The organism is Pseudomonas sp. NFPP28, assembly GCF_900115535.1.
Lineage (GTDB): Bacteria > Pseudomonadota > Gammaproteobacteria > Pseudomonadales > Pseudomonadaceae > Aquipseudomonas > Aquipseudomonas extremorientalis.
Map to the genome: position 1 here is coordinate 332,088 of NZ_FOWT01000005.1, position 23,809 is coordinate 355,896.

Sequence of the window (23,809 nt, forward strand, 5' to 3'; positions counted from 1 at the left end):
ATGAGCGAACATTTCCCGAGCAACACCGGCAGCGCCATCGTCACCAACCTGGTGTCGATCATCGTCGCCAACCGCGAATACCTCAGTGAAGTGGACGGCGCCATCGGCGACGGCGACCACGGCATCAACATGGCCAAGGGATTCTCGCGCTGCGGCAAGACCCTGGAGGGCCGCGAACTGTCCCTGGCCGAGGCGCTGGACGAACTGACCCTGGCGTTGATGGAAGGCATCGGCGGCTCCATGGGCCCGCTGTATGGCAGCCTGTTTATCGGCATGGCCGACGAAGTGCGCGGCCGCGATAGCATCGATGGGGCGACCTTCGCCAGGCTGCTGCGTGGCGGCCTGACCTCACTGCAAGACATCAGCGACGCCGGCGTGGGTGACAAGTGCCTGATGGATACGTTGATTCCAGCGGTCGAGGCGTTCGAACAGGCCCAGGCCAGCGGCGCGACGTTCCGCGAAGCCTTGCACCGGATGAAAAGCGCCGCGTCCCAGGGCCGTGATTCCACCCGCGACCTGGTGGCCAAGATCGGCCGTGCCAGCCGCCTGGGGGAGCGCTCCCTGGGAGTACTGGATGCGGGCGCGGTGTCGTGCTGCCTGATCCTGACCAACCTTGCCGAATCGGTTGAGGCGCGGTTGGTGGCCTAGGTGTGGGAGCGGGTTTGCCCTACACAGCCTCTTTGGTGGACGGGGCTTTCTGTGGCGAGCGGGCTTGCCCCGCGTTGGGCTGCGAAGCGGCCCCAGAACCTGCCAATGAGTTCTATCTGAATAAATGCTGTGCCTGGATTGGGGCGGCTTCGCCACCCAACGCGGGGCAAGCCCGCTCGCCACAACAAGCCCGCTCGCCACAACAAGCGGGCTCACCACATACAAGATGTCACCTAGCGGCGCGTTGCATCATCCAGGGCAAGGATCGTGTAGGCATTCGACACGGTCGTCGCCAGGGTGTTGATCACCCCGGAGCGCAACGCACCGAGGGTGGCCGCCGCCTTGGTGTTTTCGCTGGCAATCGCTACCACGTCGGGAATGCGCACCAGCTCCTGTACCGTCAGGCCGATCACCCGGCCCTGCATGGCGTTGACCGCCGGCTGGCCGTGGATGTCGATGAAGTCGTAGCCCATCATGTCACCGACCGTACCGGACACCCGGGCCTGGGCGATTTCCTGGGGCGAGAACCAGCCCATGCGCACCATGTTGCTGTTCTCGCTCATGTCGCCGATGCCGATCAAAGCGATATCGGCGCGGCGCGCACGGTCGAGGGTGGAGCGCACGGTGTCGTTGTTGATCAGCACGCTGCGCAGTTCCGGGTTGGCCACCAGGGCCGGGGCGTACAGGGTTTCGCTCTCGGCGCCGAAACGCAGGGCCAGGCGCCGGCAGATATGGTCGGGGTTCATGTATTCGCCGGCCTTGAGCGAGCCGCCGATGGCGCAAACGAAGGTGCAGTTGCGCGTCACCGGCAGGAATACGTTCTCGGCCACGGCGCCCACGTTGCGGCCCATGCCGACGGCGACGATCATGCCGTCGCTGAGGGTCTTGTTCAGGTAGTTGGCCACCAGGCTGGCCACGGCCGAGCGCTGGGTGTCGGGGTCGCCGTGGTCGACCGCGATCAAGGCGCGGTCCAACTGGAAACGCTCGACCAGCGCCTGCTCCAACTCCGTGTTCAGGGCCGGATGCTGCAACACCCGCACCTCCACCACCCCTTCATCACGGGCGCGCTTGAGCAAGCGGCTGACCTTGACCCGCGACAGGTCGAAGCGCTTGGCAATGGCTTCCTGGGTGATGTTGTCGAGGTAATAAAGCATGGCCACTTCGGTCATCAGGTCGATGTCGCTGGCGGCACGCTGGGCACTGTCGGTCATGGGAGCTTCCATTTACGCCACAAAAAACCATTCTCCCTAGTCTGTACGGTGCAAGTCCAGCGGCGAATGGGCGATGCCTGCAAAGTTTCTAATGGCTGTGCTGGTATTCCCGTGGCGTGCAGCCGAACTCGCGGCGGAACACGGTGTGCAGGTACTGCGCCGACTTGAAGCCGCACTGCTGGGCGATGTCGGCAATCGCCAGGTGGTTGCCCTGCAAGCCCTTGGCGGCGCTGGCGAGTTTGAAGCGCAGGATCTCGTCGTGCACGCTGCACCCGCGCGCCTTGCGAAAGTGCGACTCCAGCGATGAACGCGACACCCCGACATAGGCCGCCACCTGCGCCGTCTTGATGCCCTGGCAGGCGTATTGGCGGATAAACAGCAACGCCTGCATCACATAGGGGTTGCCCAAGGGTTGGTGCAGGCTCGACGCCTGCACGTTGATCGCATCCGGCGGCACCAGCACCTGCGTGCCGGTGCAAGGCTTGCCATGCAGCATCTGGTGCAACAGCGCGGCGGCGGTGCGGCCCATGGTTTCGGTGCCCTGGATCACCGAACTCAACGGCACGCGCGTGAGGGTGCGGGTCAGTGGGTCGTTGTCGATACCGATCAGCGCCACCTCTTCCGGCACCGCGATGCCGGCGGTGAGACAGGCTTGCAGCAGTTGCCGGGCGCGGGCGTCGGTGACCGCAATGATCCCGATGGGCTTGGGCAGGCTTTGCAGCCAGGCGATCTGCTGCTCCACCGCGCTGTCCCACAGCGGCGCACTGGTGCCCAGGCCGCGATAGATCTGCACTGGCAAGCCATCGCGTTGCAGCAAGCGCTTGAAGGCCTTTTCGCGCTCCTGGGCCCAGCGATTGGCCTGGGCTTCGGGCAGGCTGAAACAGGCGAACCGCGTCACACCGGCCTCGATCAAATGTTCATAGGCCAGCTTCATCAAGGCCGCATTGTCGGTGGCCACATAGGGAATGCCCTTGGGGTAGGCGCGCGCATCCTCATAAGAACCGCCCACTGCCACCACCGGCACCTTGCTGCCGGCCAGCGCCTCGCCGATCAGCGGGTCGTCGAAGTCGGCGATGATGCCGTCGCCCTGCCAGCGCTCAATGCCTTTGAGGCGGCACAGGAAGTCCTCTTCAAGGAACAAGTCCCAGGACGCGCGGGTACTGCTCAGGTAATTGCCGATGCCGGCGATGATGCCACGGTCGTAGATTTTGCTGCCGTTGAACAGCAAGGCGATGCGGTGCACGGGCGGTAGGGTTTTCATTGTTGTTGTCCTGGGGCCGGTCGCAACAGCCTAGACCCTGCCACTCAAAATCGCACCCTCCCTTGGTGATTTTCATAATCGGCAGCCCATTGGCCGTTGCTAGTATCGGGGCACCGCCAAGAACAATAAGGAAAACGCCATGCCGTACTTCCCCGGTGTCGAGAAGGTTCGCTTCGAAGGCCCCAGCAGCGACTCTGCCCTCGCCTTTCGCCATTACGACGCCAATAAAATCATCCTCGGCAAACCCATGCGCGAACACCTGCGCATGGCCGCCTGTTATTGGCACACCTTCGTCTGGCCAGGGGCGGATATGTTTGGCGTGGGCACCTTCAAACGGCCATGGCAACGCAGTGGCGAGCCGATGGATCTGGCCATCGGCAAGGCGGATGCGGCCTTCGAGTTTTTCACCAAGCTGGGCATCGACTACTACAGCTTTCACGACACGGACGTCGCCCCCGAAGGCAGCTCGCTCAAGGAATACCGCAATCACTTTGCGCAGATGGTCGACCACCTGGAACGCCATCAGGAACAGACCGGCATCAAACTGCTGTGGGGCACCGCCAACTGCTTCAGCAACCCACGCTTTGCAGCCGGCGCCGCGAGCAACCCGGACCCGGAGGTGTTTGCCTACGCCGCCGCCCAGGTGTTCAGCGCGATGAACGCGACGCTGCGGCTCAAAGGCGCCAACTATGTACTGTGGGGCGGCCGTGAAGGCTATGAAACCCTGCTCAACACCGACCTCAAGCGCGAACGCGAACAGCTCGGACGCTTTATGCGCATGGTGGTAGAGCACAAGCACAAGATCGGCTTCAAGGGCGACCTGCTGATCGAGCCCAAGCCCCAGGAGCCGACCAAACATCAATACGATTACGACAGCGCCACCGTGTTCGGCTTCCTGCATGAGTTCGGCCTGGAGCATGAGATCAAGGTCAACATTGAGGCCAACCACGCGACCCTGGCCGGGCACAGCTTTCATCATGAGATCGCCACCGCCGTGTCCCTCGGGATTTTCGGCAGCATCGACGCCAACCGTGGCGACCCGCAGAACGGCTGGGACACCGACCAGTTCCCCAACAGCGTCGAGGAAATGACCCTGGCCACTTATGAAATCCTCAAGGCCGGGGGTTTCAAGAATGGCGGCTACAATTTCGATTCCAAGGTACGCCGCCAGAGCCTCGATGAAGTGGACCTGTTCCACGGGCATGTGGCGGCCATGGATGTGTTGGCGCTGGCGCTGGAGCGGGCGGCGGCCATGGTCGAGAACGACCGGTTGCAGCAGTTCAAGGACCAGCGTTACGCCGGCTGGCAGCAGCCGCTGGGCCAGGCGGTGCTGGCGGGGGAATTCAGCCTGGAATCCCTGGCCGAGCATGCCTTTGCCCATGAGCTGAACCCGCAGGCGGTGAGTGGTCGGCAAGAGATGCTGGAAGGTATTGTGAATCGCTTTATCTACCGCTGACTGTGTGACATGCGGGTTTTTCTTGTGGCGAGCTGGCTTGTTGTGGCGAGCGGGCTTGCCCCGCGTTGGGCTGCGAAGCAGCCCCAGAACCAGGCGCCTAGGTGTGTCAGGTGAAAACATGTCGCCAGGAAAGGGGCCGCTTCGCGCCCCAACGCGGGGCAAGCCCGCTCGCCACAACAGCTCACTTGCCACAACACGCTTCATCGCCACAAATACGGTGTTTGCCTAGAGTCTTTCCAACAACAATAAAAGGACGCATAACCATGAAACGCACCCTCATCGCCACTGCCCTTGCCCTGTTCGCCCTGCCGGTGCTGGCCGACTCGGCCCACCCGAAGATCGGCTTCTCCATCGATGACTTGCGCCTGGAACGCTGGTCCCGCGACCGCGACTACTTCGTCGCCGCCGCAGAGAAACTCGACGCCAAAGTCTTCGTGCAATCCGCCGATGCCAACGAGCAAAAACAGATCTCCCAGATCGAAAACCTGATTTCCCGCGGCGTCGATGTGATCGTCATCGTACCGTTCAACGCCACCGTGCTCACCAACGCCGTCGCCGAAGCCAAGAAAGCCGGGATCAAGGTGGTGTCCTATGACCGCCTGATCCTGAATGCGGACATCGACGCCTACATCTCCTTCGATAACGAAAAGGTCGGCGAAATGCAGGCCAGCGGCGTGCTGCAAGCGGCGCCCAAGGGCAACTACTTCCTGCTCGGCGGCGCGCCCACCGACAACAACGCCAAGGTGCTGCGCGAAGGCCAGATGAAAGTGCTGCAACCGGCCATCGACAAGGGCGATATCAAGGTGGTCGGTCAGCAGTGGGTCAAGGAATGGAACCCCACCGAAGCCCTGAGTATTGTCGAAAACGCCCTGACCCGGAACAACAACAAGATCGACGCCATCGTCGCTTCCAACGACGCCACCGCCGGCGGTGCGATCCAGGCCCTGGCCGCGCAGAAACTGGCAGGCAAGGTGCCGATCTCCGGCCAGGATGCCGACCTGGCGGCGGTCAAGCGCGTGATCGACGGCACCCAGACCATGACCGTGTACAAGCCGCTCAAGCTGATCGCCAGCGAAGCCGCCAAACTCTCGGTGCAACTGGCGTGCAATGAGCAACCCACCTACAGCTCGCAGTACGACAACGGCAGCAAAAAGGTCGACACCATCCTGCTCACCCCGACCCCGCTGACCAAGGCGAACATCGACCTGCTGGAGAAAGACGGGTTCTACACCAAAGAGCAGATGGCCGGGCAGTAAGCGCCATGGCCGACTACCTGCTGCAAATGAACGGCATCGTCAAACGCTTTGGCGGGGTCAACGCGCTGAACGGCATCGATATCAAGGTGCGGCCGGGAGAATGCGTCGGCCTGTGCGGCGAGAACGGTGCCGGTAAATCCACCTTGATGAAGGTGCTGTCGGCGGTGTATCCCCACGGCACCTGGGACGGCGAAATTCTCTGGGACGGGCAGCCGCTCAAGGCCCAGTCGATCAGCGAAACCGAAGCGGCCGGTATCGTGATCATCCACCAGGAACTGACCCTGGTGCCCGACCTGTCGGTGGCCGAAAACATCTTCATGGGTCATGAACTGACCCTGCCGGGCGGGCGGATGAACTACCCGGCGATGTTCCACCGCGCCGAAGCCTTGATGCGCGAGCTCAAGGTGCCGGACATGAACGTGGCGCTGCCGGTGTCGCAGTACGGCGGCGGCCACCAGCAACTGGTGGAAATCGCCAAGGCCCTGAACAAACAGGCGCGGCTGCTGATTCTCGACGAGCCCTCCTCGGCCCTGACCCGCTCGGAAATCGAGGTGCTGCTGGACATCATCCGCGGCCTCAAGGCCAAGGGCGTGGCCTGCGTGTACATCTCCCACAAGCTCGATGAAGTGGCGGCGGTGTGCGACACCGTTGCGGTGATCCGCGACGGCAAGCACATCGCGACCACCGCCATGGCCGACATGGACATCGCACAAATCATCACCCAGATGGTCGGCCGCGAGATGAGCAACCTCTACCCCACCGCACCCCATGCGGTGGGCGAGGTGATTTTCGAGGCACGCAACGTCACCTGCCATGACGTCGACAACCCCAGGCGCAAGCGCGTGGACGATGTGTCCTTTGTGCTCAAGCGCGGGGAAATCCTCGGCATTGCCGGGCTGGTCGGTGCCGGGCGCACAGAGCTGGTGTCGGCACTGTTCGGCGCCTACCCCGGTCGCTACAGTGCCGAGGTGTGGCTGGACGGCCAGGTGATCGACACGCGCACCCCGCTCAAATCGATCCGCGCCGGGCTGTGCATGGTGCCCGAGGACCGCAAGCGCCAGGGCATCATTCCCGACTTCGGCGTGGGCCAGAACATCACCCTGGCGGTACTCGACACCTACGCGCACCTGACGCGCATCGACGCCGAAGCCGAACTGGGCAGCATCGACCAGCAGATTGCACGCCTGCACCTCAAGACCGCCAGCCCGTTCCTGCCGATCACCAGCCTGTCCGGTGGCAACCAGCAAAAGGCCGTGCTGGCGAAAATGCTGATGGCCAGGCCTCGCGTGCTGATCCTCGATGAGCCCACACGCGGGGTGGACGTGGGCGCCAAGTATGAGATCTACAAATTGATGGGTGCGCTGGCGGCCGAGGGAGTGTCGATCATCATGGTCTCCTCGGAGCTGGCCGAAGTACTCGGCGTATCCGACCGCGTGCTGGTGATCGGCGACGGCCAGTTGCGCGGCGACTTCATCAACGACGGGCTCACCCAGGAACAGGTGCTCGCCGCGGCGCTCAGCCAACACAATAATAATGATCGGAAGACCGCGTAGATGAATCAGCTCAAACAGCTGTTTACCCGCTACAAAATGCTAGCCCTGGTGATCGCCGTGGCGGTGATCTGGCTGTTTTTCAGTTGGCAGACCGATGGGGGCTTCCTTACACCGCGCAACCTGTCCAACCTGCTGCGTCAGATGTCGATCACCGGGATCCTGGCGTGCGGTATGGTGCTGGTGATCATCAGCGGCGAGATCGATTTGTCGGTGGGCTCGTTGCTCGGCTTGCTGGGCGGGTTGGCGGCGATCCTGGACGTGGTGTATCACGTGCCGCTATTGGCGAACCTGAGCCTGGTTGCCCTGTGCGGTTTGATGATCGGGTTGGCCAACGGCTACATGACGGCCTACCTGCGTATCCCATCGTTTATCGTTGGCCTGGGGGGGATGTTGGCGTTTCGCGGGATTCTCCTGGGGATCACGGGCGGTACCACCATTGCGCCGGCGTCGCCTTCCTTGGTGTATGTGGGCCAAGGGTATTTGCCCCATTCGGTCGGGATCGGCCTCGGTGTCTTACTGTTTGCCCTGACCCTGTTCCTCACCTGGAAACAACGGCGCAACCGCGCACTGCATGGCCTGGCTGCGCATTCATTGGTGCGTGATGTGCTGCGCGTGGTAGTGATCGGCGCGGTGCTGGCCGGGTTTGTCACCACCCTCAACAGCTACGACGGCATCCCCGTGCCGGTGCTGCTGTTGCTGGTACTGCTCGGTGTATTCAGCTACGTCACCAGCCAGACCGTGTTCGGCCGCCGGGTGTACGCGGTGGGCAGCAATATGGAAGCCACGCGCCTGTCGGGCATCAACGTGCAGGCAGTGAAACTGTGGATCTTCGGCATCATGGGCGTGATGTGCGCGCTCGCCGGATTGGTCAACACCGCTCGCCTGGCTGCCGGCTCGCCGTCGGCGGGTAACATGGGTGAGCTGGATGCCATAGCCGCGTGTTTTATCGGCGGCACATCGATGCGCGGCGGCTCGGGCACGGTGTATGGCGCATTGCTCGGGGCGTTGGTGATTACCAGCCTGGATAACGGCATGTCGATGCTGGATGTGGACAGTTACTGGCAGATGATCGTGAAGGGCAGCATTCTGGTGCTGGCGGTTTGGGTGGATGTGAGTACCCGCACAGGTCGGCGCTAGGAACGCAGGATTAATGTGGGAGGTGGCTCGCCCCGATGGCGGTGGATGAGTCAGCTTACCTCTAGCTGACTCATCCACCGCCATCGGGGGCAAGCCTATAGCGATAGAGCACAAGCCATCTGCCAGCCCGCAAATCCAATCAGACACACCCCGCTCGCTCGATTGAGCACACCAAAACCTGAACGTTCAGCAAACAGCTTCTTCATCCCCCCACCCCCTGCTGCATACAACATTTGCCCGAGAAACGAGCCCACTAGAACACCCAGCAAATTCCAGTAGATTCCCTGCCCCTGAAGCTGGGCGCCGCTGGCGATGGCATAGGAAGAAATCGCCGCAATGGTGAACGGGCTAGTCAACGTCAGTAAAAAGACCGGTACAAATCCTGCGGTGCACGTTATCTGCATCGTGCCAGCAGCGTTCTTGAATGTGGTAACACCAAGATAAAGGAGGTAGGCAATCGCTCCCCACGTCAATAGCTGATGATTGGCGACCCAAAATGCTTCGACCACCTTCAAGCCTGTAAAGGCGACAGCTGCAAATACCGCGTCGGCAACTGCCGCCCCCAGGGCTGCGGGCAATGCACTGCGAAAGCCAAAGACGATGGACTGCCTTAGAATGATCAAGGCTATCGGTCCAACGCTTATTGAAAGCAGTGTCGAAAATAGCATTGCACTCAGAAAGTCGTGCATTTACCTCACAATCTCTCTGAACATTTTTTTCTTTGCCCGACAGTGCGGACACTGAAAATTGTCGTCTAGCTCGCCCCACCTTGTTCCTGCCTCAACGTCGACTAGAAGCTCACCCAATGCCTCGGAATAAACGTAGTGACAGATCTGACACTCATAAGACTTATACATGTAGACAATCTCCAGAATTCAAAGACTCTGCGGGTCGGCAAGGCGACGATTAAGTGCCGAAAACATATGTTCAAAACCGTCCATGAATGCCATCGCACCGCGCATGGCTTGTGGAGCGATACCTGGGTTTTTCTCCAAGTATGAAATTACGATCTCCCGCCCGGTCGCTACGTGCATGGGTTCGACTTCGCAGTGGATAGCGAAGAACGCCAAGACCGGGTCTTCCTCATCCACCAAGCCATACTCACGGGCGTATTTTTTAAACCCTTCAAGAAAGTACTGAAACTCTCTGGACGAGGTCATTTCCGAAGCCAAATGAAAACCCAACGCTTCGCCCAAAAACTCGGAGCGGTACATCCTATGCGTGTTATTCCCCATCGCAGTACCCTCTGGGAGTACGTTAGACGGATTAAACAGATCAGCATCGGAAAGCCCCAGATGAGTCGTCAGTTGTTTAAACATCTGATGATGGGTAGGCAGCATATGTTTACTATGCTGGTGCAGACCATACTCATCAACCGAAGCATAAAGAATATGCGCAGCCTTGGCTGTGCCATTCCACATATCCTCCTTGATCCATTCATCCGTAACACGTGCAGCCAACGCAACGATTCCCGCAGGCACGTCTTTAAAAAAAGCCCAAAGGGTGCCAAAAAACAAGGCCATACCCTGATGCGTCAGAGGACGAGCAGAGATAATCTCGCCGAATTTTTCAAGTTCCCTAAGCGCGGCATGCCGGACAATTGCATTAGCCACCTCGTTGTAACCGGCCTCGCATACTCTATAAATCTCATTCTTAGAGAGCCTTTCATTTGATCTGTTTTTTACTGAATTTTGAGCATCCATCATTTTCATCCTTGTTTTTATAAAAAAATGATTTCACACCTTTTAAAGCAAGCGATTAAATTATTTATCCGCACATAAATTTGTCAAGCCAAAACACCTCATGATTTTGTATCACACATCTTAAACGCTCACTGTAGAGCGTTCCTGCACGATAAAAAAAACCGCCAGCAAACCAGCAACTAAGTCCTACCGATAATACTGTAGGCTGCGTTTGTAAGACGAATACCATCCGAAGGAAATTCCCATCACCAATTAAACCATCCATTAGTTTATTTATTCATCAATTAAACATGCTCGCACTGACACACCCTGCTCTACACCGCCAGCTTGCTCGACAGTGCTTCGGCCACCGAACTGGATTGCGGTTAAAAAAGTGGGAGGAGGCAAGCCCCCTCCCACTTTTGCATCGGTTTACACCAGATGATCAGGCTGACGATTGCACGGCAGTCACTGGCTCAACACTACATCGCGCATCGCCGGGATGTAGCCATAGTCATAAGCCTCCTGCACAAACGAACGATCGCCCTTCAACACAATCCTGACCGTCGGCGCTTCGGTGCCGCCGATACGGTAGTCATCGCCAGTGGTGGGCACACTGTCGATAAACGATGTCACGAGGCCGTTGGGCATTACACAGTGGGAGTATGTCTGGAAGGGCTGCGAAGGCGGATTGCCGAGCACCAGGCCGGAGGCGTTCATCGGTGTGTAAGGGCCGAACAGCCGGTCGCTGACGAAACCATACACACCATCCGGGCCCGTCACGCCGTCCGCGTAGGTGAACTTGTGACTGATGGTGAACAGGTAGTACTTGTTGTCCTGGAACACATAGTGCGGCCGTTCGGTCTGGTCGTTCACACCAACGGCGGTCACCAGCGGTGGCAAAATCTCCCATTCGTCACCGTTGAGGTCTTTGGCCACCGCAATGCCGATGCAGCCGACCTGATAACGCGCACCGCCGACATCTTCATGCCCGGGCGGCACCAGGCCTATTTCATTCGGGCCTACTTCGTGTGTCCCGCGCTCGCCGGCAACGTTGCCTTCGAACACCATGTACAACCTGCCATCTTTTGGATCGATAAAGGGGCTGGGATCGCGAAAGTTCCAAGTCGAATTTTGCGCTTCGGTTTGGTAATAGATACCGTCGGCATCAAACAACGATTTGACCTGATCAAAGCCCCGCAGGGTCACGCCGGTATCCGAGGTGACCACCTGGCCCCTGACTTTGGCAATGGTGGCGCCCGGTGTGACGCAGGTGTAATACAGGTCGATATCGCCGTTGTTATTCAGCAGGATCGGTGTACCTGCCCATTCCCGCGTGGTCGGCGAAACCCCTTCGGCCATGACACGGCCGCCGAAGATCCAGTCCTTGCCGGTGCGCGAATACCAGTAGCAGATACGCGCATGGCCATGGCGGTCTTCCCAGTCGCGCTTGATGTCGTAACGGCCATCGGCGTTGATGAATTGTGGATCATGGGGGCGACGATCAGCCGTCAGGGTGAAGATCACTGACCAGCCATTGACCGATACCACCGTACCATCCAGTTCACGCAAGGGCATGGTGTCCCAGATAAAGACCGTGTCACTCATGACAGGAAAGTCAGGACTCACTAACGGCTGTGTCGTCGTCGGGTCATTCTCATTAACTTTCAGCGCATCGGCCCGTGTCCAGCGAGTGGGTGTGTGATTCGCATGTTTCATGATGATGTCCTTTTGCTGACGCTTAAGTGACAAGCGAAGATTAAATAGCACATGACAGCCAACAACTTGATAGTGGCTGAAAGAGCAAGGGATAGTTGGCTCTGCAAGTGCGAAACAAGGTTTAACATGGAAGCCTGCCTGTCGCAACATGAAGAATTATTTAGATTATAAAGGCCATCACTGTATTTATATCCTTGATATAAATACAGTGGCACCGGTATTAAGTGAGCACTAAGTAGAAAGCTAGCTAATCAACTACCAAAGACCAGTGCAACCGACTGGGCGCCGGCATTCTTCTGGGTAAAATCCTTGGCTTGTGCGGCGGTCTTCAAGGTATAGCCATAGTTGGATGAGGCCGTCCACTGCGCCTTGGGCGACTTCTGATTAGTGATTGGCGGCACACTGTTGATGTCGGTGAAGGTCCCGGTGCCCTTGTCATCCAACATGCCTTTATTCTGGCTGCCTTCGCCAAAGTAATTACTTTCAGAAAGGATGTTGGCATTTTGTGCCAGGGTAAAACCGAGGTGGAAGTTATTGATGTAGTTGTTGTACACATGAAAATAACCGTAACGCATCAAGCCAGGCGCACGCACTTCCATGTTGTCGAAGCGGTTATGGCACAGTGTCAGGCGTGGGTAGCCATTGAACGCGGCATTATTATCATCCGCCGGGTGACCGAAGATCAGACCATACTTATGACTGCCAAAGAAGCAGTGACTGATGGTGGCATAATCGGCCTTTTCCCCGATATACAGCAGTTTATCTTCGCTGCCGTCAGTGGTGGACCAGCTGTGCCCGACGAAAGAGCAATGGTCAATCCAATACTTGCTGCCGTAGTTCAAGTAGACCTGGATATCGTCATTGGCCTTGATACTTGCCGAGTGCTTGAAGATAAGATTCTGCAGAATGATGTTCTGCGACTGCGCCGTTGCACGCAGGTGAATATTCTCCAGGGTGCGGTTCTGGAACGAGCCAATCAGGGTCTTGTTGGCGCCCATGTTGACTTTGGTCAGGCTCGACGCCGAGATATTACTGTTGATCACCAGTACCCGTGGGGTGGTGTCGCCGATATTGGCCTTGAGTTGATCGAGCGTGGTGATACTGACCACGGGGCCGGACCAGCCACCTGTCACTTTTGCCGCTTGGGCGAAACCGATCAGACCGGTGAGTCTGCTTTCTGGGTAGGACATGAGTTCCCTCTCTATCAATAAAAATGGCTCGGTAAGACGAGCCTGTGCATCAAGTTAATCCGTTAACTTGCACACAGTGTCTGGCAGGACTGAGGTTGCCGGTGTTGGTCGATCAGCGCTTAAACACTGTGTTTATATACAGTATTATGCATTCGCACGACCGTCAACCCTCAAGTGGAAAACAATCGAAAGTGGGAGGGGACAAGCCCCTCCCACATTTGCCCTGCTGTGTTCTTTTGCCCGTTATTTGGACACCGGCATCGCAAACTCCGCGCCCTGCTCGATGCTTTCCGACCAGCGCTGCATGATCGACTTTTGCTTGGTATAGAAGCGCACGCCCTCGGTGCCATAGGCGTGCATGTCGCCGAACAAACTCTTCTTCCAACCACCAAAGCCATGCCAGGCCATCGGCACCGGGATCGGCACGTTGATGCCGACCATGCCCACTTCAATGCGCCGTGCGAATTCGCGGGCGATGTGGCCGTCGCGGGTAAAGCAGCTGACGCCGTTGCCGAATTCGTGGTCGTTGACCAGCTTGATCGCCTCGGCAAAGTCATTCACGCGCACGCACGCCAGTACCGGGCCGAAGATCTCTTCGCGGTAGATGCTCATCTCTTGGGTCACGTGGTCGAACAGGGTCGCGCCGAGCCAGAAGCCATTTTCCAGGCCGGCCTCGGTGGGCACATAGTCGCGCCCATCGAGCAGCAACTGCGCGCCGGCCTGCACGCCTTGTTCGATGTAGCCGCTGATGCGCTCCAGGGCGGCGCGGGACACAATCGGGCCCATCTCGGCCTTGAGGTCGCGGCCGTCGGTGATGCGCAGGTGCCTGGCGCGCTCGGTCAGCGCCGCGATGACTTTGTCGCCCACATCGCCCACCAGCACCGCCACGGAGATGGCCATGCAGCGTTCGCCGGCACTGCCGTAGGCGGCGCCCATCAAGGCGTCGACGGTTTTGTCGAGATCGGCGTCGGGCATTACTACCATGTGGTTTTTTGCGCCGCCCAGGCCTTGCACGCGCTTGCCGTTGCGCGCACCGGTCTCGTAGATGTACTGGGCAATCGGCGTGGAGCCAACAAAGCTCACGGCCTTGACGTCCGGGTGCTCGATCAGCGCATCCACCGATTCCTTGTCGCCCTGCACCACGTTGAACACGCCTTTGGGCAGGCCGGCTTCGCGCAGCAGTTCGGCCATGAACAGCGAGGCGCTCGGGTCGGTGGGGCTTGGCTTGAGGATGAAGGTGTTGCCCGCCGCGATGGCGATCGGGTACATCCACATCGGCACCATCACCGGGAAGTTGAACGGCGTGACACCCGCCACCACGCCCAGCGGTTGGCGCATCGTCCAGTTGTCCATGCCACGGGAAACCTGGTCGGAATGCTCGCCCTTGAGCAGGTTGGGGATGCCGCAGGCGAACTCCAGGATATCGATGCCACGATCCACTTCACCCTGGGCGTCGGTGAAGACCTTGCCGTGTTCGGCGACGATGATGCGCGCCAGGTCGTCCTTGCGCTCACGCAGCAGGTGCAGGTATTCGAACAGCACGCGGGCACGGCGGATCGGCGGGGTGTCGGCCCAACCGGCGAACGCGGCCTGGGCGGCGGCGACGGCTTCGGACACGGTCTGGCGGCTGGCCAGGGCGACGCGGCCGGTCTTTTCGCCGGTGGCCGGGTTGTAGACATCCTGATAGCGATCGTCGCGGGACACGCGCTGGTCGTTGATGTAGTGCTCGATGGTGGTGGTCATGGCAGTAGATCCCAGGTGGATAGCGTTGGGGACCACGATAGGCTTTCGATTTGTTCCAAACCAGAGCAGAATCCAGAACTTATTGTCCAGCATAGCGAACAATCCACCCATGGAAAAATCCGAGATCGAAGGGCTGTGGACCCATATCCACTGGCTGTCGGTGCTGGAGGAACAAGGCACCTACACCGCCGCCGCCGCACGCCTGGGCGTGAGCAAGTCGGCGGTGAGCCAGCGTATTTCCGACCTGGAAAAAGCCACCGGCACGCGGCTGGTCACCCGCACCACGCGCAGCGTCAGGCTGACCGATGCGGGGCTGTCGTTGACCCGTGAAGTGCGCAGCGCCTATGAGCAGATCGCCCGCAGCTTTTCCTCGGTACGCGACTCGGTTGGCGAGATTCGCGGGCTGGTACGGCTGACCGCGCCGGTGGCGTTCGCCCGTCAGCAATTGGTGCCGCACTTGTCGGAATTCCTGCAACAGTACCCGCAGGTGCGCATTCAACTGGACGTGTCCGACGCCCTGAGTTCACTGGCCGCCGAAGGCTACGACCTGGCCGTGCGCCACGGCTTCCAGGTGCCGGAAACCCATGTGGCCTGGAAGCTGTGCGACACCGGCTCGGTGCTGGTCGCCACCCGGGAATACCTGCAACGCCACGGCGAGCCTCGCGAACCCAATGACCTGTGCGCCCATAACTGCCTGTTCTACCCTCGCGGCGCCGACCAGCCGGCCTGGACCTTCGAGCGTGGCACTAAAAACGTCGAACGCCTCACCGTGCCCATCGCCGGCAGCTTCGCCACCAACAACAGCGAAGCCCTGCGCGATGCGGCCCTCAATCACTTGGGCATCGCCCTGCTCCCCGACTTCAGCGCCCACGCCGCCCTGGCCGGCGGCAAGCTGGTGCAGGTGCTCAAGGGCTGGACGCTCAAGGGCGCATTCGCCAATGAGATCTACCTGATCCGACCGTATTCGCCCCATGTGCCTAAGGCGGTGAGTGCGTTGGTGGGGTTTCTGAAAACTGAATTGTCGGGAGGGTTTCGCTTTACGGGGTGATCTTTTACGCTTGCCCAACGAAACTAAAAGTCCATAATAGACAAATTAGTTTACTTGCGGAGATCCCCATGTCCAGCACACCCCATGTGATCCACCAGGCCCAGGCCCGCGAATTGCTCGGAAAAGTCGATGTGCCGCAGATCCTGCGCAAGCTGTTCCAGGACCTGGCGGCCGGGCAAGCCGTGCAGCCAGCGCAGCAACTGGTGGAGTTCCCGCACGCCGCCGGCGACTTTATCAACTACCTGGGCGTGCTGGCCGAGGATGGGGTGTACGGGGTCAAGACCTCGCCCTATATCGTGGGTGAGCAAGGGCCACTGGTGACCGCGTGGACCTTGTTGATGTCGATGCAGACCGGCCAACCCCTGCTGTTGTGCGATGCGGCCGAACTGACCACGGCGCGCACTGCGGCCACCACAGCGCTGGCGGTGGAAGCATTGGCGCCTTTATCAGCAAGACGCCTGGCGATCATTGGCAGCGGCAAGGTGGCGCAGGCGCATTTGCACTACGTCAAGCAACTGCGTGACTGGCAGCGCATCAGCCTGTTTTCCCCCAGTCTGGGCAACGCCAGCGCCGAGGCTATCGCCCACCTCAAAAACCTGGACCCACGGGTGGTCATCGCCGACAGCTGCGAGGCGGCCGTGGACGACGCCGATGTGATCCTGCTGTGCACCTCGTCGGCCGGGCCGGTGCTCGACCCTGCCCGCTTGAGCAAACCGGCGCTGATTACCTCGATCAGCACCAATGCGCCCCGCGCCCATGAAGTGCCGCCCCACAGCCTCAACGCGATGCAGGTGTTCTGCGACTATCGCCAGACCACCCCGGGCGCGGCGGGTGACATGCTGATCGCCGCCGAGCAACACGGGTGGGACCCGCGTGCCATCGTGGGGGACTTGCCCGAACTGCTCAGCGAATGGGTGCAACCTCCGACCTACGACCGTCATGTATTCTTCCGCTCCATCGGCCTGGGCCTGGAAGACATCGCCCTGGCCAATGCCCTCTGGAGACAGCTATGAACCACGCAGATTTCATCATCATCGGCGGCGGTATTGCCGGCGCCTCCACGGGGTTCTGGTTGTCGCAGCACGGCAAGGTGCGAGTGCTTGAGCGCGAAAGCCACCCGGCCTATCACTCCACCGGACGTTCGGCGGCACTGTTTACCGCCGCCTACGGCACCCCGCAGGTGCGGGCGCTGACCCTGGCCAGCCGGGCGTTTTTCGACAACCCGCCGCCCGGTTTCTGCGAACACCCGTTGCTCACGCCCCGGGGCGAAATGACCGTGGACTTCATCGGCGATGCGGCCGAGTTGAACACCCAGTACCAGAGCGCCAAGGCCACCGTGGCCGAGGTCGAATTGCTCAGCGCCGACGAGGCCTGTGCGAAGTTGCCGATCCTGCGCCGGGAAAAAGTCCACGGTGCACTGTATGACCCCACCGCCAGCGACATCGACACCGACGCCCTGCACCAGGGCTACCTGCGCGGTATCCGCCGCAACGGTGGCCAGGTGCATACCGATAGCCACGTACTTGGCTTGAGCCGCGACAGCGACGGCGTCTGGCAGGTGCAAACCCAGGACACAACCTACACCGCGCCGGTCATCATCAACGCCGCCGGCGCCTGGGCCGACCACATCGGCGGTCTCGCCGGGGCCGCGTCCATCGGCTTGCAGCCCAAGCGACGTTCGGCGTTCATCTTCGCCGGCCCCGACGGCGTCGACAGCCACCGCTGGCCGATGCTGGTGGCGCTGGACGAATCCTTCTACATGAAACCCGACGCCGGCATGTTCCTCGGCTCCCCTGCCAATGCCGACCCGGTGGCGCCTCAGGATATTCAGCCCGAAGAGCTGGACATCGCCATGGGCATCTACCAGATCGAAGAAGCCACCACCCTGACCATCCGCCGCCCGACCCGCACCTGGGCCGGCCTGCGCAGCTTCGTGCACGACGGTGATCTGCTCGCGGGTTTTGATCCGGTGGTACCGGGGCTGTTCTGGGTCGCGGCACAGGGCGGTTATGGCATCCAGACCTCACCGGCCATGGGCCAGGCCAGTGCCGCACTGGTGCGCGGCGCAGCGCTGCCGGAGGCGCTGACACGCTTCGGCCTCGACGCTGGTATGCTCTCCCCTGCCCGCCTGGAGCCCTATTGATGAACACCGCTGAACAAGACACCGTCATGCAGAACTTCCGCGCGATGGCCGACGCCATCGCCACGCTGTTCTTCCCCCACGCCGAAGCGGTGCTGCATGACCTGCGCTCGCAAAAAGTCGATTACATCGCCAATAACCTGTCCAAGCGCAGCATCGGCGATGACTCGGCGCTGGAGGACATGCTCGACGCCGACGTCAGCGAGGTCAATATCGGCCCGTACGAAAAGCTCAACTGGGATGGCCAGAAAATCCGCAGCCTGAGCACCGTGCTGCACGACCACAAGGGCCGACGCCTGGCGGTGCTGTGCATCAACCTGAATATTTCACTGTTTGAAAACGCCAAGGCGGCGCTGGACCTGTTCCTGTCGCCGAGCAAGCTGATCCCGCAGCCGGACTCGTTGTTTCGTGATGACTGGCAGGAACGCATCAACACGTTTTTGCATGCCTGGATGCGCGAGCGGCAGTTGAGCCTGAATGTCCTGACCCGCGACCACAAGCGTGAGCTGGTGCTGGCCCTGCACGCCGAGGGTGCGTTCAAGGGCAAGAGCGCGTCGAACTATGTGGCCAATGTGCTGGGCATGGGGCGGGCGACGGTCTACAAGCATCTGAAGGAACTAAAGGGCTGAGGTGCGCACGACCGCACTTTGTGGCGAGCGGGCTTGCCCCGCGTTGGACTGCGTAGCAGGCCCATCTTTGGGGTCGCTTCGCAACCCAACGCGGGGCAAGCCCGCTCGCCACAGCAAGCCCGCTCGCCACAACAAGTCCGTTGGCCTCAGGGGTTCTAATTGGCCGCGCGACAGCGCGCGTGTACCTCTCAATCGCCGTAGATATCGGCCTTGAAGTACTGCTGCGAAATCTTCTGGTACTCGCCACTGGCGCGAATGCCGTCAATGGCCGCATTCAACTGGCTGACCAATTCAGTATTGCCCTTGCGTACCGCGATGCCCGCGCCCTCGCCCACGTATTTCGGGTCCTTGAGTTCCGGGCCGACAAAGGCATAGCCCTTGCCACGGGGCATCTGCAGGAAATCATTCAAGGGGATGGTGTCGGCAAAGATCGCATCCAGTCGCCCGGCAGCCAGGTCCATGTAGATCTCTTCGTTATTGCCATAGCGCTTGACGTTGATGCCCTTGGGCTCGAACACCTCGGTGGCGTAGCGATCCGTGGTGGTCGCACGCTGCACCCCCACCGTCTTGCCCTTGAGGCTGGCGTACTGGTCATCCACCACCGCCCCCTCCTTCATCACCAGGCGCGATGAAGTGAAGTAGTACTTGCGGGTGAAATCCACCGACTTCTTGCGGTCTTCGTTGATGGTCATGGACGACAGCGCCATGTCGATTTTCTTGACCTTGAGGGACGGAATCAGACCGTCGAACTCACCTTCGACCCACACGCACTTGACCTTCATCTGCGTGCACAGCGCATTGCCGATGTCGTAGTCGAACCCGACGATCTTGCCTTCCTGGGTCTTGGAGGCGAACGGTGGGTAAGCCGCCTCGATACCGATGCGCAGGGTTTTCTCGGCGGCGACCAAGGGGCCGGATGCAAGCAGGCTCAAGGCCAGGGCGGTAATGAGGGAGCGTTTCTGCATGATCGTGGTCTCGCAAGTTGTTGTTGGTTTGGCAAGAGTGAGAAAGAGATGAATCGCGCTCTTTTGTACTTATAATTCCATCTTGGACTTTTACGTCTCAATCGTCAATCTCACCGCTGCCTGGCGCGACACCCATGACTTTTTTGCACAACGCACCGGTGTTTTTGGGCGTTCTGCTCTGATTTATGCGTGCCTATACTCGGTCCAGCCTCTCGGCTAAACCGAGGGTCAGTCCCCACAACAATAATTAAGGACAGCCACCATGACCCAGCCCTTCCTGGCCGCTCGGGATTTTCTGCTCGCTCACCGCACCGACTACGCCACTGCCGTCCGGGACTTCCGTTGGCCGCAACTGGATGCATTCAACTGGGCCTTGGACTATTTCGACACGATGGCCGAGGGCAATGCGGCGCATGCGCTGTGGATCGTCGAGGAAGACGGCAGTGAGCAACGCTACAGCTTCCAGCAACTGGCCACGCGCTCCAACCAGGTGGCCAATCACTTGCGCGCACTCGGTGTACGTCGCGGTGACCGGGTGCTATTGATGCTCGGCAACGATGTTGCGCTATGGGACACCATGCTCGCCGCGTTCAAGCTCGGCGCCGTGGTCATTCCCGCCACCGCCCTGCTGAACCCCGACGACCTGCGCGACCGCATCGAGCGCGGGCAGGTGCGCCATCTGGTGGTCGGCGAGGCCCACGTACCTAAATTCGACGGGCTGGCAGACGGTTGCAACCGCATCTGTGTGGGCGCGGCACCGCAGGGTTGGGTCGCCCACAACGCCGCCTTTGAATACCCCGATCAGTTCGAGGCCGAAGGCCGCACCCTGGCCACCGACCCGATGCTGCTCTATTTCACCTCCGGCACCACGTCCAAACCGAAGATGGTGCTGCACAGCCACCAGAGTTACCCGGTGGGCCACCTGTCGACCATGTACTGGATTGGCCTGCAGCCGGGCGATCTGCACCTGAATATCTCCTCGCCCGGTTGGGCCAAGCATGCCTGGAGTTGCCTGTTCGCCCCCTGGAATGCCGGTGCGTGCATCTTTATCCATAACGTCGCGCGGTTCAGCGCGCCGGCCCTGCTCAGTGCCTTGGAACGCTACGGCGTGACCAGCCTGTGTGCGCCGCCCACGGTATGGCGCATGCTGATCCAGGAGGATCTTGCCAGCTATAAATCGCGCCTGAGCCTGCGCGAATTGGTAGGCGCCGGTGAGCCGCTGAACCCGGAAATCATCGAGCAGATCCAGCACGCCTGGGGCCTGCCGTTGCGCGACGGTTTCGGCCAATCGGAAACCACCGCGCTGGTGGGCAATACCCCAGGTCAGGTGCTCAAGCCCGGTTCCATGGGCCGTCCGCTTCCGGGCTACAAGGTGGCCTTGCTCGACCCGGATGGCAATCCCGGCAGCGAAGGCGAAGTCGCCCTGCCCCTGGACGTGCGCCCTCTCGGGCTGATGCTCTGCTACGAAGACAGCCCGGAGAAAACCGCCGAGGTCATGCGTGACGGCTACTACCGCACCGGCGACACCGCGCAGGTCGACGCCGACGGCTACATCACCTTCGTCGGTCGCGCCGACGATGTGTTCAAGGCCTCCGACTACCGCATCAGCCCGTTCGAGCTGGAAAGCGCCTTGATCGAACACCCGGCGGTCATGGAAGTGGCCGTGGTGCCCAGCCCCGACCCGCTGCGCCTGGCGGTGCCCAAGGCGTTCCTGATCCTGGCCCACGATGCTGCGGGCGACGCCGAGCTGGCCCGGCACATCCTGGCTTTTGCCCGCGAGCACCTGGCGCCGTACAAACGGGTGCGGCGTATCGAGTTCGTCAGCGAACTGCCCAAGACCATCTCCGGCAAGATCCGCCGCGTGGAGTTGCGCCAGATGGAGGTGGTGCGGCGCCAGGGCGATACGCGTGGCGAGCGGGAACACTTCGAGGAAGATTTCGCTTAACCAAAGCCCCGTGATGCAGGTGGCTGCACTCGGCGGGGCGCGCTGCACGCCAGTCGATCAGGCCACCTTGAAACGATTGACCAGGCGTTGCTGCTGCTCGGCCAGGCGCGCCAGCTCCTGGCTGGTAGCGGCCGTCTGTTCAGCCCCGGCACTGACCTGGATCACCAGGTCATTGATCTCGTTGACGTTGCGGTTGATGTCCTCCGAGACCGCACTCTGCTCTTCGGCGGCCGATGCGATCTGCATGTTGCGATCACTGATCCCCGACACCCCTTCGGCGATCTCTTGCAGCAACTCACCCGCTCGTTCCACCTTGCTCGCACCGTCCTGCGCCTTACCCAGGGTTTCTTGCATGGACGTGGCCGCACGGTCGGAGCCGGTCTGCAGGTTGCTGATCATCTGTTGAATACTGCCCGTGGACTCCTGGGTCTTCTGCGCAAGCACACGGACTTCGGACGCCACCACCGCGAACCCACGGCCGTGATCGCCGGCCCGCGCCGCTTCGATCGCCGCATTCAAGGCCAGCAGATTGGTTTGCTCGGCGATGCCCCGAATAACGTCAAGCACAGTGGAAATGCCGTCGCTTTCCTGCTTGAGATCGCCAATGATCAGCGCGGTTTCCTCGGCCTGCCCCGAGAGCTGGCGGATCAGTGCGATGGTGCTTTCTATTTCGGCACGCCCTTGTGCGGTGCTGGTATTGACCCGTTGCGACATCTGCGCCGCATCGTTGGTGCTGTGCGCCACTTCGCGCACGGTGGCACTCATCTGGTTGATCGCCGTCGCCACCAGCTCGGTGCTCTGGCGTTGCTGCTCGACGCTCTGGCTGGTCTGGATCGTGACCGTGGAGGACTCCTCCGCCGCCGTCGCCACTTGGGCGGTGGCGTTGCCGATTTCCTGCACGACGCCACTGATCTCTTGCGCCATGCGGTTGAGGTTGTGTGAGATCTGGCCGAATTCGTCGCGGCTCTGGTACGTCGCCCGTGCCGTGAGGTCGCGCTGCGCCAGGTCGTTCAGCACCCGGTTCAGGTCGCGCACCGCCGAGCCGATCATGCGGATAATCAGCCAGGACAACACCACAACCGCCAACAGCGCCACCACCACCGCGCCCAGGGTCAACCATAGGGCACGACTGGCGGCATCGCGTTCATGCTTCGCCAGGTCGCTGACACTTTGGCCCAGGGTTTCTTCCACTTGGCTCATCAGGTCGATGCGTCGAGTGGAGGTTTCAAACCACGCCTCTGGCTTGATGCCCAGCGCCTGCCCCATCGGCACCTCAAATGCCAGGCGTTGCAGTTTGCCGACTTCCACGGCGGCGGGGTTTTGCATCTGCTCATCGAACTGTTGAAGCGTGGCTACCGGTGCCTTGCGGCGGAACGCATCGTAGTAGGCATTGAACTCACCCAGGTTACGGCTGAAGCGTGACAGCAGCGTCGCATCAAAGCGATCCTGATTGAATACCAGCCCCAGTATCACGCGCTCGCGTCCGGCGCGCTCTTTCATTTCGATGAATTGGTTCAACGCGCCGAGGGCATAGACCAGGGTTGCGTTGTTGACGCTGGCCTCCAGGGAATGGGTATACCCCACCAGGGCCTGGATGATCTCGGTGTAGCGCGCGCCGGATTCGGTGCTATTGATGCCCAGCTTGTCGATCTGTGCACGGGTCGCCGGCAGTTGGTCCAAGGCACGCTGCACGCCATCCAGGCTCGCACCACCCGACGCCCTCAAGCCGCGTACCACCTCGACCGCCGCGCTGGAGTCCTGGCGCATCTGCAACATCCTGTCGCCCATCGACTGGCCACCACTGCCCAGGAAAACCCCGCTGGCACCACGCTCACGTTGTAGCGTGGTGATGAGTCGGCTCAGCTTCTGCGCGGTGGCGCTGGCCGTCACCGTGGCGTCCATGTCGCGCAGCGTCTTGTAGTTGTCCACCACGAACACGCCGGCCAATGTCAGGAACCCGAGCATGGGCAGCAGCAGGATCAACAACAGTTTCAGACGCAGTGGTGCATTCTTGAGCATTTGCCTAAAGCCTCATTTCCATGGATCGCAATGACGCACCGCGCCAGAATAGTGGCGCCATGATATCACCGCTACACACCGCTCTACGCTCGCCATGCCCATTCGTGGCCCCCGATTCGAGCTTGTATTGACCTGGGTCAATCGCCGCTTCGATAACACCAGACTGGCTCATTTCTCTTGAATACTTGCCTGATCCTCCGACTTATC

At 60.5% G+C, this 23,809-nt stretch carries 20 protein-coding genes; 10 read left to right on the forward strand and 10 right to left on the reverse strand.

The genetic code is table 11. The features are described from left to right. A complete protein-coding gene (gene dhaL, locus BM110_RS15300) occupies nt 1-648 on the forward strand; it encodes a dihydroxyacetone kinase subunit DhaL (protein WP_071491482.1) in 648 nt (215 codons plus the stop codon). Between the two features lie 233 nt (nt 649-881). Here dhaL and BM110_RS15305 read toward each other — a convergent pair whose 3' ends face one another. Both BM110_RS15305 and BM110_RS15310 read right to left on the reverse strand, forming a co-directional pair. Then, complete coding sequence (locus tag BM110_RS15305; protein WP_093513751.1) at nt 882-1,859, reverse strand: sugar-binding transcriptional regulator; 978 nt, start codon at nt 1,857-1,859, stop codon at nt 882-884. 88 nt (nt 1,860-1,947) lie between these two features. Further along, complete coding sequence (locus tag BM110_RS15310) at nt 1,948-3,120, reverse strand: XylR family transcriptional regulator (RefSeq protein ID WP_058427030.1); 1,173 nt, start codon at nt 3,118-3,120, stop codon at nt 1,948-1,950. A gap of 139 nt (nt 3,121-3,259) precedes the next feature. On the opposite strand from BM110_RS15310, the gene xylA reads away from it, so the two are divergent. From xylA to BM110_RS15330, 4 genes are all read left to right on the forward strand, one after another. Beyond that, entirely contained in the window at nt 3,260-4,576 is a 1,317-nt protein-coding gene (xylA, locus tag BM110_RS15315) for a xylose isomerase (protein ID WP_071491485.1), read from the forward strand. Between the two features lie 263 nt (nt 4,577-4,839). Next, a complete protein-coding gene (xylF, locus tag BM110_RS15320; protein WP_093513752.1) occupies nt 4,840-5,832 on the forward strand; it encodes a D-xylose ABC transporter substrate-binding protein in 993 nt (330 codons plus the stop codon). A 5-nt stretch (nt 5,833-5,837) separates the two neighbouring features. Beyond that, nucleotides 5,838-7,385, forward strand: coding sequence for a D-xylose ABC transporter ATP-binding protein (xylG, locus tag BM110_RS15325; protein ID WP_093513753.1), 1,548 nt, complete (start codon nt 5,838-5,840; stop codon nt 7,383-7,385). Then, a complete protein-coding gene (locus BM110_RS15330; RefSeq protein ID WP_093513754.1) occupies nt 7,386-8,522 on the forward strand; it encodes a sugar ABC transporter permease in 1,137 nt (378 codons plus the stop codon). 95 nt (nt 8,523-8,617) lie between these two features. Here BM110_RS15330 and BM110_RS15335 read toward each other — a convergent pair whose 3' ends face one another. The 6 genes from BM110_RS15335 to BM110_RS15360 form a co-directional block, all read right to left on the reverse strand. Next, nucleotides 8,618-9,211 (reverse strand): LysE family translocator, encoded by a 594-nt coding sequence (locus BM110_RS15335; protein ID WP_071491489.1) that lies wholly within the window; start codon nt 9,209-9,211, stop codon nt 8,618-8,620. Further along, the gene (locus tag BM110_RS30160) at nt 9,212-9,379 is read right to left on the reverse strand and encodes a rubredoxin (protein ID WP_081049337.1); all 168 of its coding nucleotides are present in this window, start codon (nt 9,377-9,379) and stop codon (nt 9,212-9,214) included. Nucleotides 9,380-9,397: 18 nt separating this feature from the next. Further along, nucleotides 9,398-10,228, reverse strand: a complete 831-nt coding sequence (locus tag BM110_RS15345; RefSeq protein WP_256575420.1) for an iron-containing redox enzyme family protein — start codon at nt 10,226-10,228, stop codon at nt 9,398-9,400. Between the two features lie 444 nt (nt 10,229-10,672). Further along, on the reverse strand, nt 10,673-11,923 hold the full coding sequence (locus BM110_RS15350) for a glycoside hydrolase family 68 protein (RefSeq protein ID WP_071491491.1): 1,251 nt from the start codon (nt 11,921-11,923) through the stop codon (nt 10,673-10,675). A gap of 251 nt (nt 11,924-12,174) precedes the next feature. Beyond that, nucleotides 12,175-13,113 (reverse strand): pectate lyase family protein, encoded by a 939-nt coding sequence (locus BM110_RS15355; protein ID WP_092246085.1) that lies wholly within the window; start codon nt 13,111-13,113, stop codon nt 12,175-12,177. Between the two features lie 243 nt (nt 13,114-13,356). After that, nucleotides 13,357-14,856 (reverse strand): CoA-acylating methylmalonate-semialdehyde dehydrogenase, encoded by a 1,500-nt coding sequence (locus tag BM110_RS15360; protein WP_092246087.1) that lies wholly within the window; start codon nt 14,854-14,856, stop codon nt 13,357-13,359. 109 nt (nt 14,857-14,965) lie between these two features. Here BM110_RS15360 and BM110_RS15365 point away from each other — a divergent pair, with 109 nt between their 5' ends. The 4 genes from BM110_RS15365 (at nt 14,966) to BM110_RS15380 (ending at nt 18,673) form a co-directional block, all read left to right on the forward strand. After that, nucleotides 14,966-15,904 carry a LysR family transcriptional regulator gene (locus BM110_RS15365; protein WP_092246090.1) on the forward strand — a complete coding sequence of 313 codons (939 nt, stop codon included), beginning with the start codon at nt 14,966-14,968 and terminating at the stop codon, nt 15,902-15,904. A 68-nt stretch (nt 15,905-15,972) separates the two neighbouring features. Further along, complete coding sequence (locus BM110_RS15370) at nt 15,973-16,917, forward strand: ornithine cyclodeaminase family protein (RefSeq protein WP_093513755.1); 945 nt, start codon at nt 15,973-15,975, stop codon at nt 16,915-16,917. Continuing rightward, a complete protein-coding gene (locus BM110_RS15375) occupies nt 16,914-18,047 on the forward strand; it encodes an NAD(P)/FAD-dependent oxidoreductase (RefSeq protein ID WP_093513756.1) in 1,134 nt (377 codons plus the stop codon). Before BM110_RS15370 ends, BM110_RS15375 begins: the two co-directional genes overlap by 4 nt. Then, a complete protein-coding gene (locus BM110_RS15380) occupies nt 18,047-18,673 on the forward strand; it encodes a helix-turn-helix transcriptional regulator (RefSeq protein ID WP_071491497.1) in 627 nt (208 codons plus the stop codon). Before BM110_RS15375 ends, BM110_RS15380 begins: the two co-directional genes overlap by 1 nt. Nucleotides 18,674-18,861: 188 nt before the next feature. Here the strand turns inward: BM110_RS15380 and BM110_RS15385 are convergent, their stop codons facing one another. Then, nucleotides 18,862-19,638, reverse strand: a complete 777-nt coding sequence (locus BM110_RS15385; RefSeq protein ID WP_093513757.1) for an ABC transporter substrate-binding protein — start codon at nt 19,636-19,638, stop codon at nt 18,862-18,864. A 262-nt stretch (nt 19,639-19,900) separates the two neighbouring features. On the opposite strand from BM110_RS15385, the gene BM110_RS15390 reads away from it, so the two are divergent. Beyond that, nucleotides 19,901-21,583, forward strand: a complete 1,683-nt coding sequence (locus BM110_RS15390; RefSeq protein WP_093513758.1) for an AMP-binding protein — start codon at nt 19,901-19,903, stop codon at nt 21,581-21,583. A gap of 57 nt (nt 21,584-21,640) precedes the next feature. On the opposite strand, the gene BM110_RS15395 is transcribed toward BM110_RS15390, so the two are convergent. Then, nucleotides 21,641-23,602 carry a methyl-accepting chemotaxis protein gene (locus BM110_RS15395; protein ID WP_093513759.1) on the reverse strand — a complete coding sequence of 654 codons (1,962 nt, stop codon included), beginning with the start codon at nt 23,600-23,602 and terminating at the stop codon, nt 21,641-21,643. Between the last annotated feature and the right edge of the window lie 207 nt (nt 23,603-23,809).

Bases quoted from the DNA above. Each gene is read 5' to 3' on its own strand.
- dhaL (WP_071491482.1), top strand. From the start codon at position 1: ATGAGCGAACATTTCCCGAGCAACACCGGCAGCGCCATCGTCACCAAC.
- BM110_RS15305 (WP_093513751.1), bottom strand. From the start codon at position 1,859: ATGACCGACAGTGCCCAGCGTGCCGCCAGCGACATCGACCTGATGACC.
- BM110_RS15310 (WP_058427030.1), bottom strand. From the start codon at position 3,120: ATGAAAACCCTACCGCCCGTGCACCGCATCGCCTTGCTGTTCAACGGC.
- xylA (WP_071491485.1), top strand. From the start codon at position 3,260: ATGCCGTACTTCCCCGGTGTCGAGAAGGTTCGCTTCGAAGGCCCCAGC.
- xylF (WP_093513752.1), top strand. From the start codon at position 4,840: ATGAAACGCACCCTCATCGCCACTGCCCTTGCCCTGTTCGCCCTGCCG.
- xylG (WP_093513753.1), top strand. From the start codon at position 5,838: ATGGCCGACTACCTGCTGCAAATGAACGGCATCGTCAAACGCTTTGGC.
- BM110_RS15330 (WP_093513754.1), top strand. From the start codon at position 7,386: ATGAATCAGCTCAAACAGCTGTTTACCCGCTACAAAATGCTAGCCCTG.
- BM110_RS15335 (WP_071491489.1), bottom strand. From the start codon at position 9,211: ATGCACGACTTTCTGAGTGCAATGCTATTTTCGACACTGCTTTCAATA.
- BM110_RS30160 (WP_081049337.1), bottom strand. From the start codon at position 9,379: ATGTATAAGTCTTATGAGTGTCAGATCTGTCACTACGTTTATTCCGAG.
- BM110_RS15345 (WP_256575420.1), bottom strand. From the start codon at position 10,228: ATGATGGATGCTCAAAATTCAGTAAAAAACAGATCAAATGAAAGGCTC.
- BM110_RS15350 (WP_071491491.1), bottom strand. From the start codon at position 11,923: ATGAAACATGCGAATCACACACCCACTCGCTGGACACGGGCCGATGCG.
- BM110_RS15355 (WP_092246085.1), bottom strand. From the start codon at position 13,113: ATGTCCTACCCAGAAAGCAGACTCACCGGTCTGATCGGTTTCGCCCAA.
- BM110_RS15360 (WP_092246087.1), bottom strand. From the start codon at position 14,856: ATGACCACCACCATCGAGCACTACATCAACGACCAGCGCGTGTCCCGC.
- BM110_RS15365 (WP_092246090.1), top strand. From the start codon at position 14,966: ATGGAAAAATCCGAGATCGAAGGGCTGTGGACCCATATCCACTGGCTG.
- BM110_RS15370 (WP_093513755.1), top strand. From the start codon at position 15,973: ATGTCCAGCACACCCCATGTGATCCACCAGGCCCAGGCCCGCGAATTG.
- BM110_RS15375 (WP_093513756.1), top strand. From the start codon at position 16,914: ATGAACCACGCAGATTTCATCATCATCGGCGGCGGTATTGCCGGCGCC.
- BM110_RS15380 (WP_071491497.1), top strand. From the start codon at position 18,047: ATGAACACCGCTGAACAAGACACCGTCATGCAGAACTTCCGCGCGATG.
- BM110_RS15385 (WP_093513757.1), bottom strand. From the start codon at position 19,638: ATGCAGAAACGCTCCCTCATTACCGCCCTGGCCTTGAGCCTGCTTGCA.
- BM110_RS15390 (WP_093513758.1), top strand. From the start codon at position 19,901: ATGACCCAGCCCTTCCTGGCCGCTCGGGATTTTCTGCTCGCTCACCGC.
- BM110_RS15395 (WP_093513759.1), bottom strand. From the start codon at position 23,602: ATGCTCAAGAATGCACCACTGCGTCTGAAACTGTTGTTGATCCTGCTG.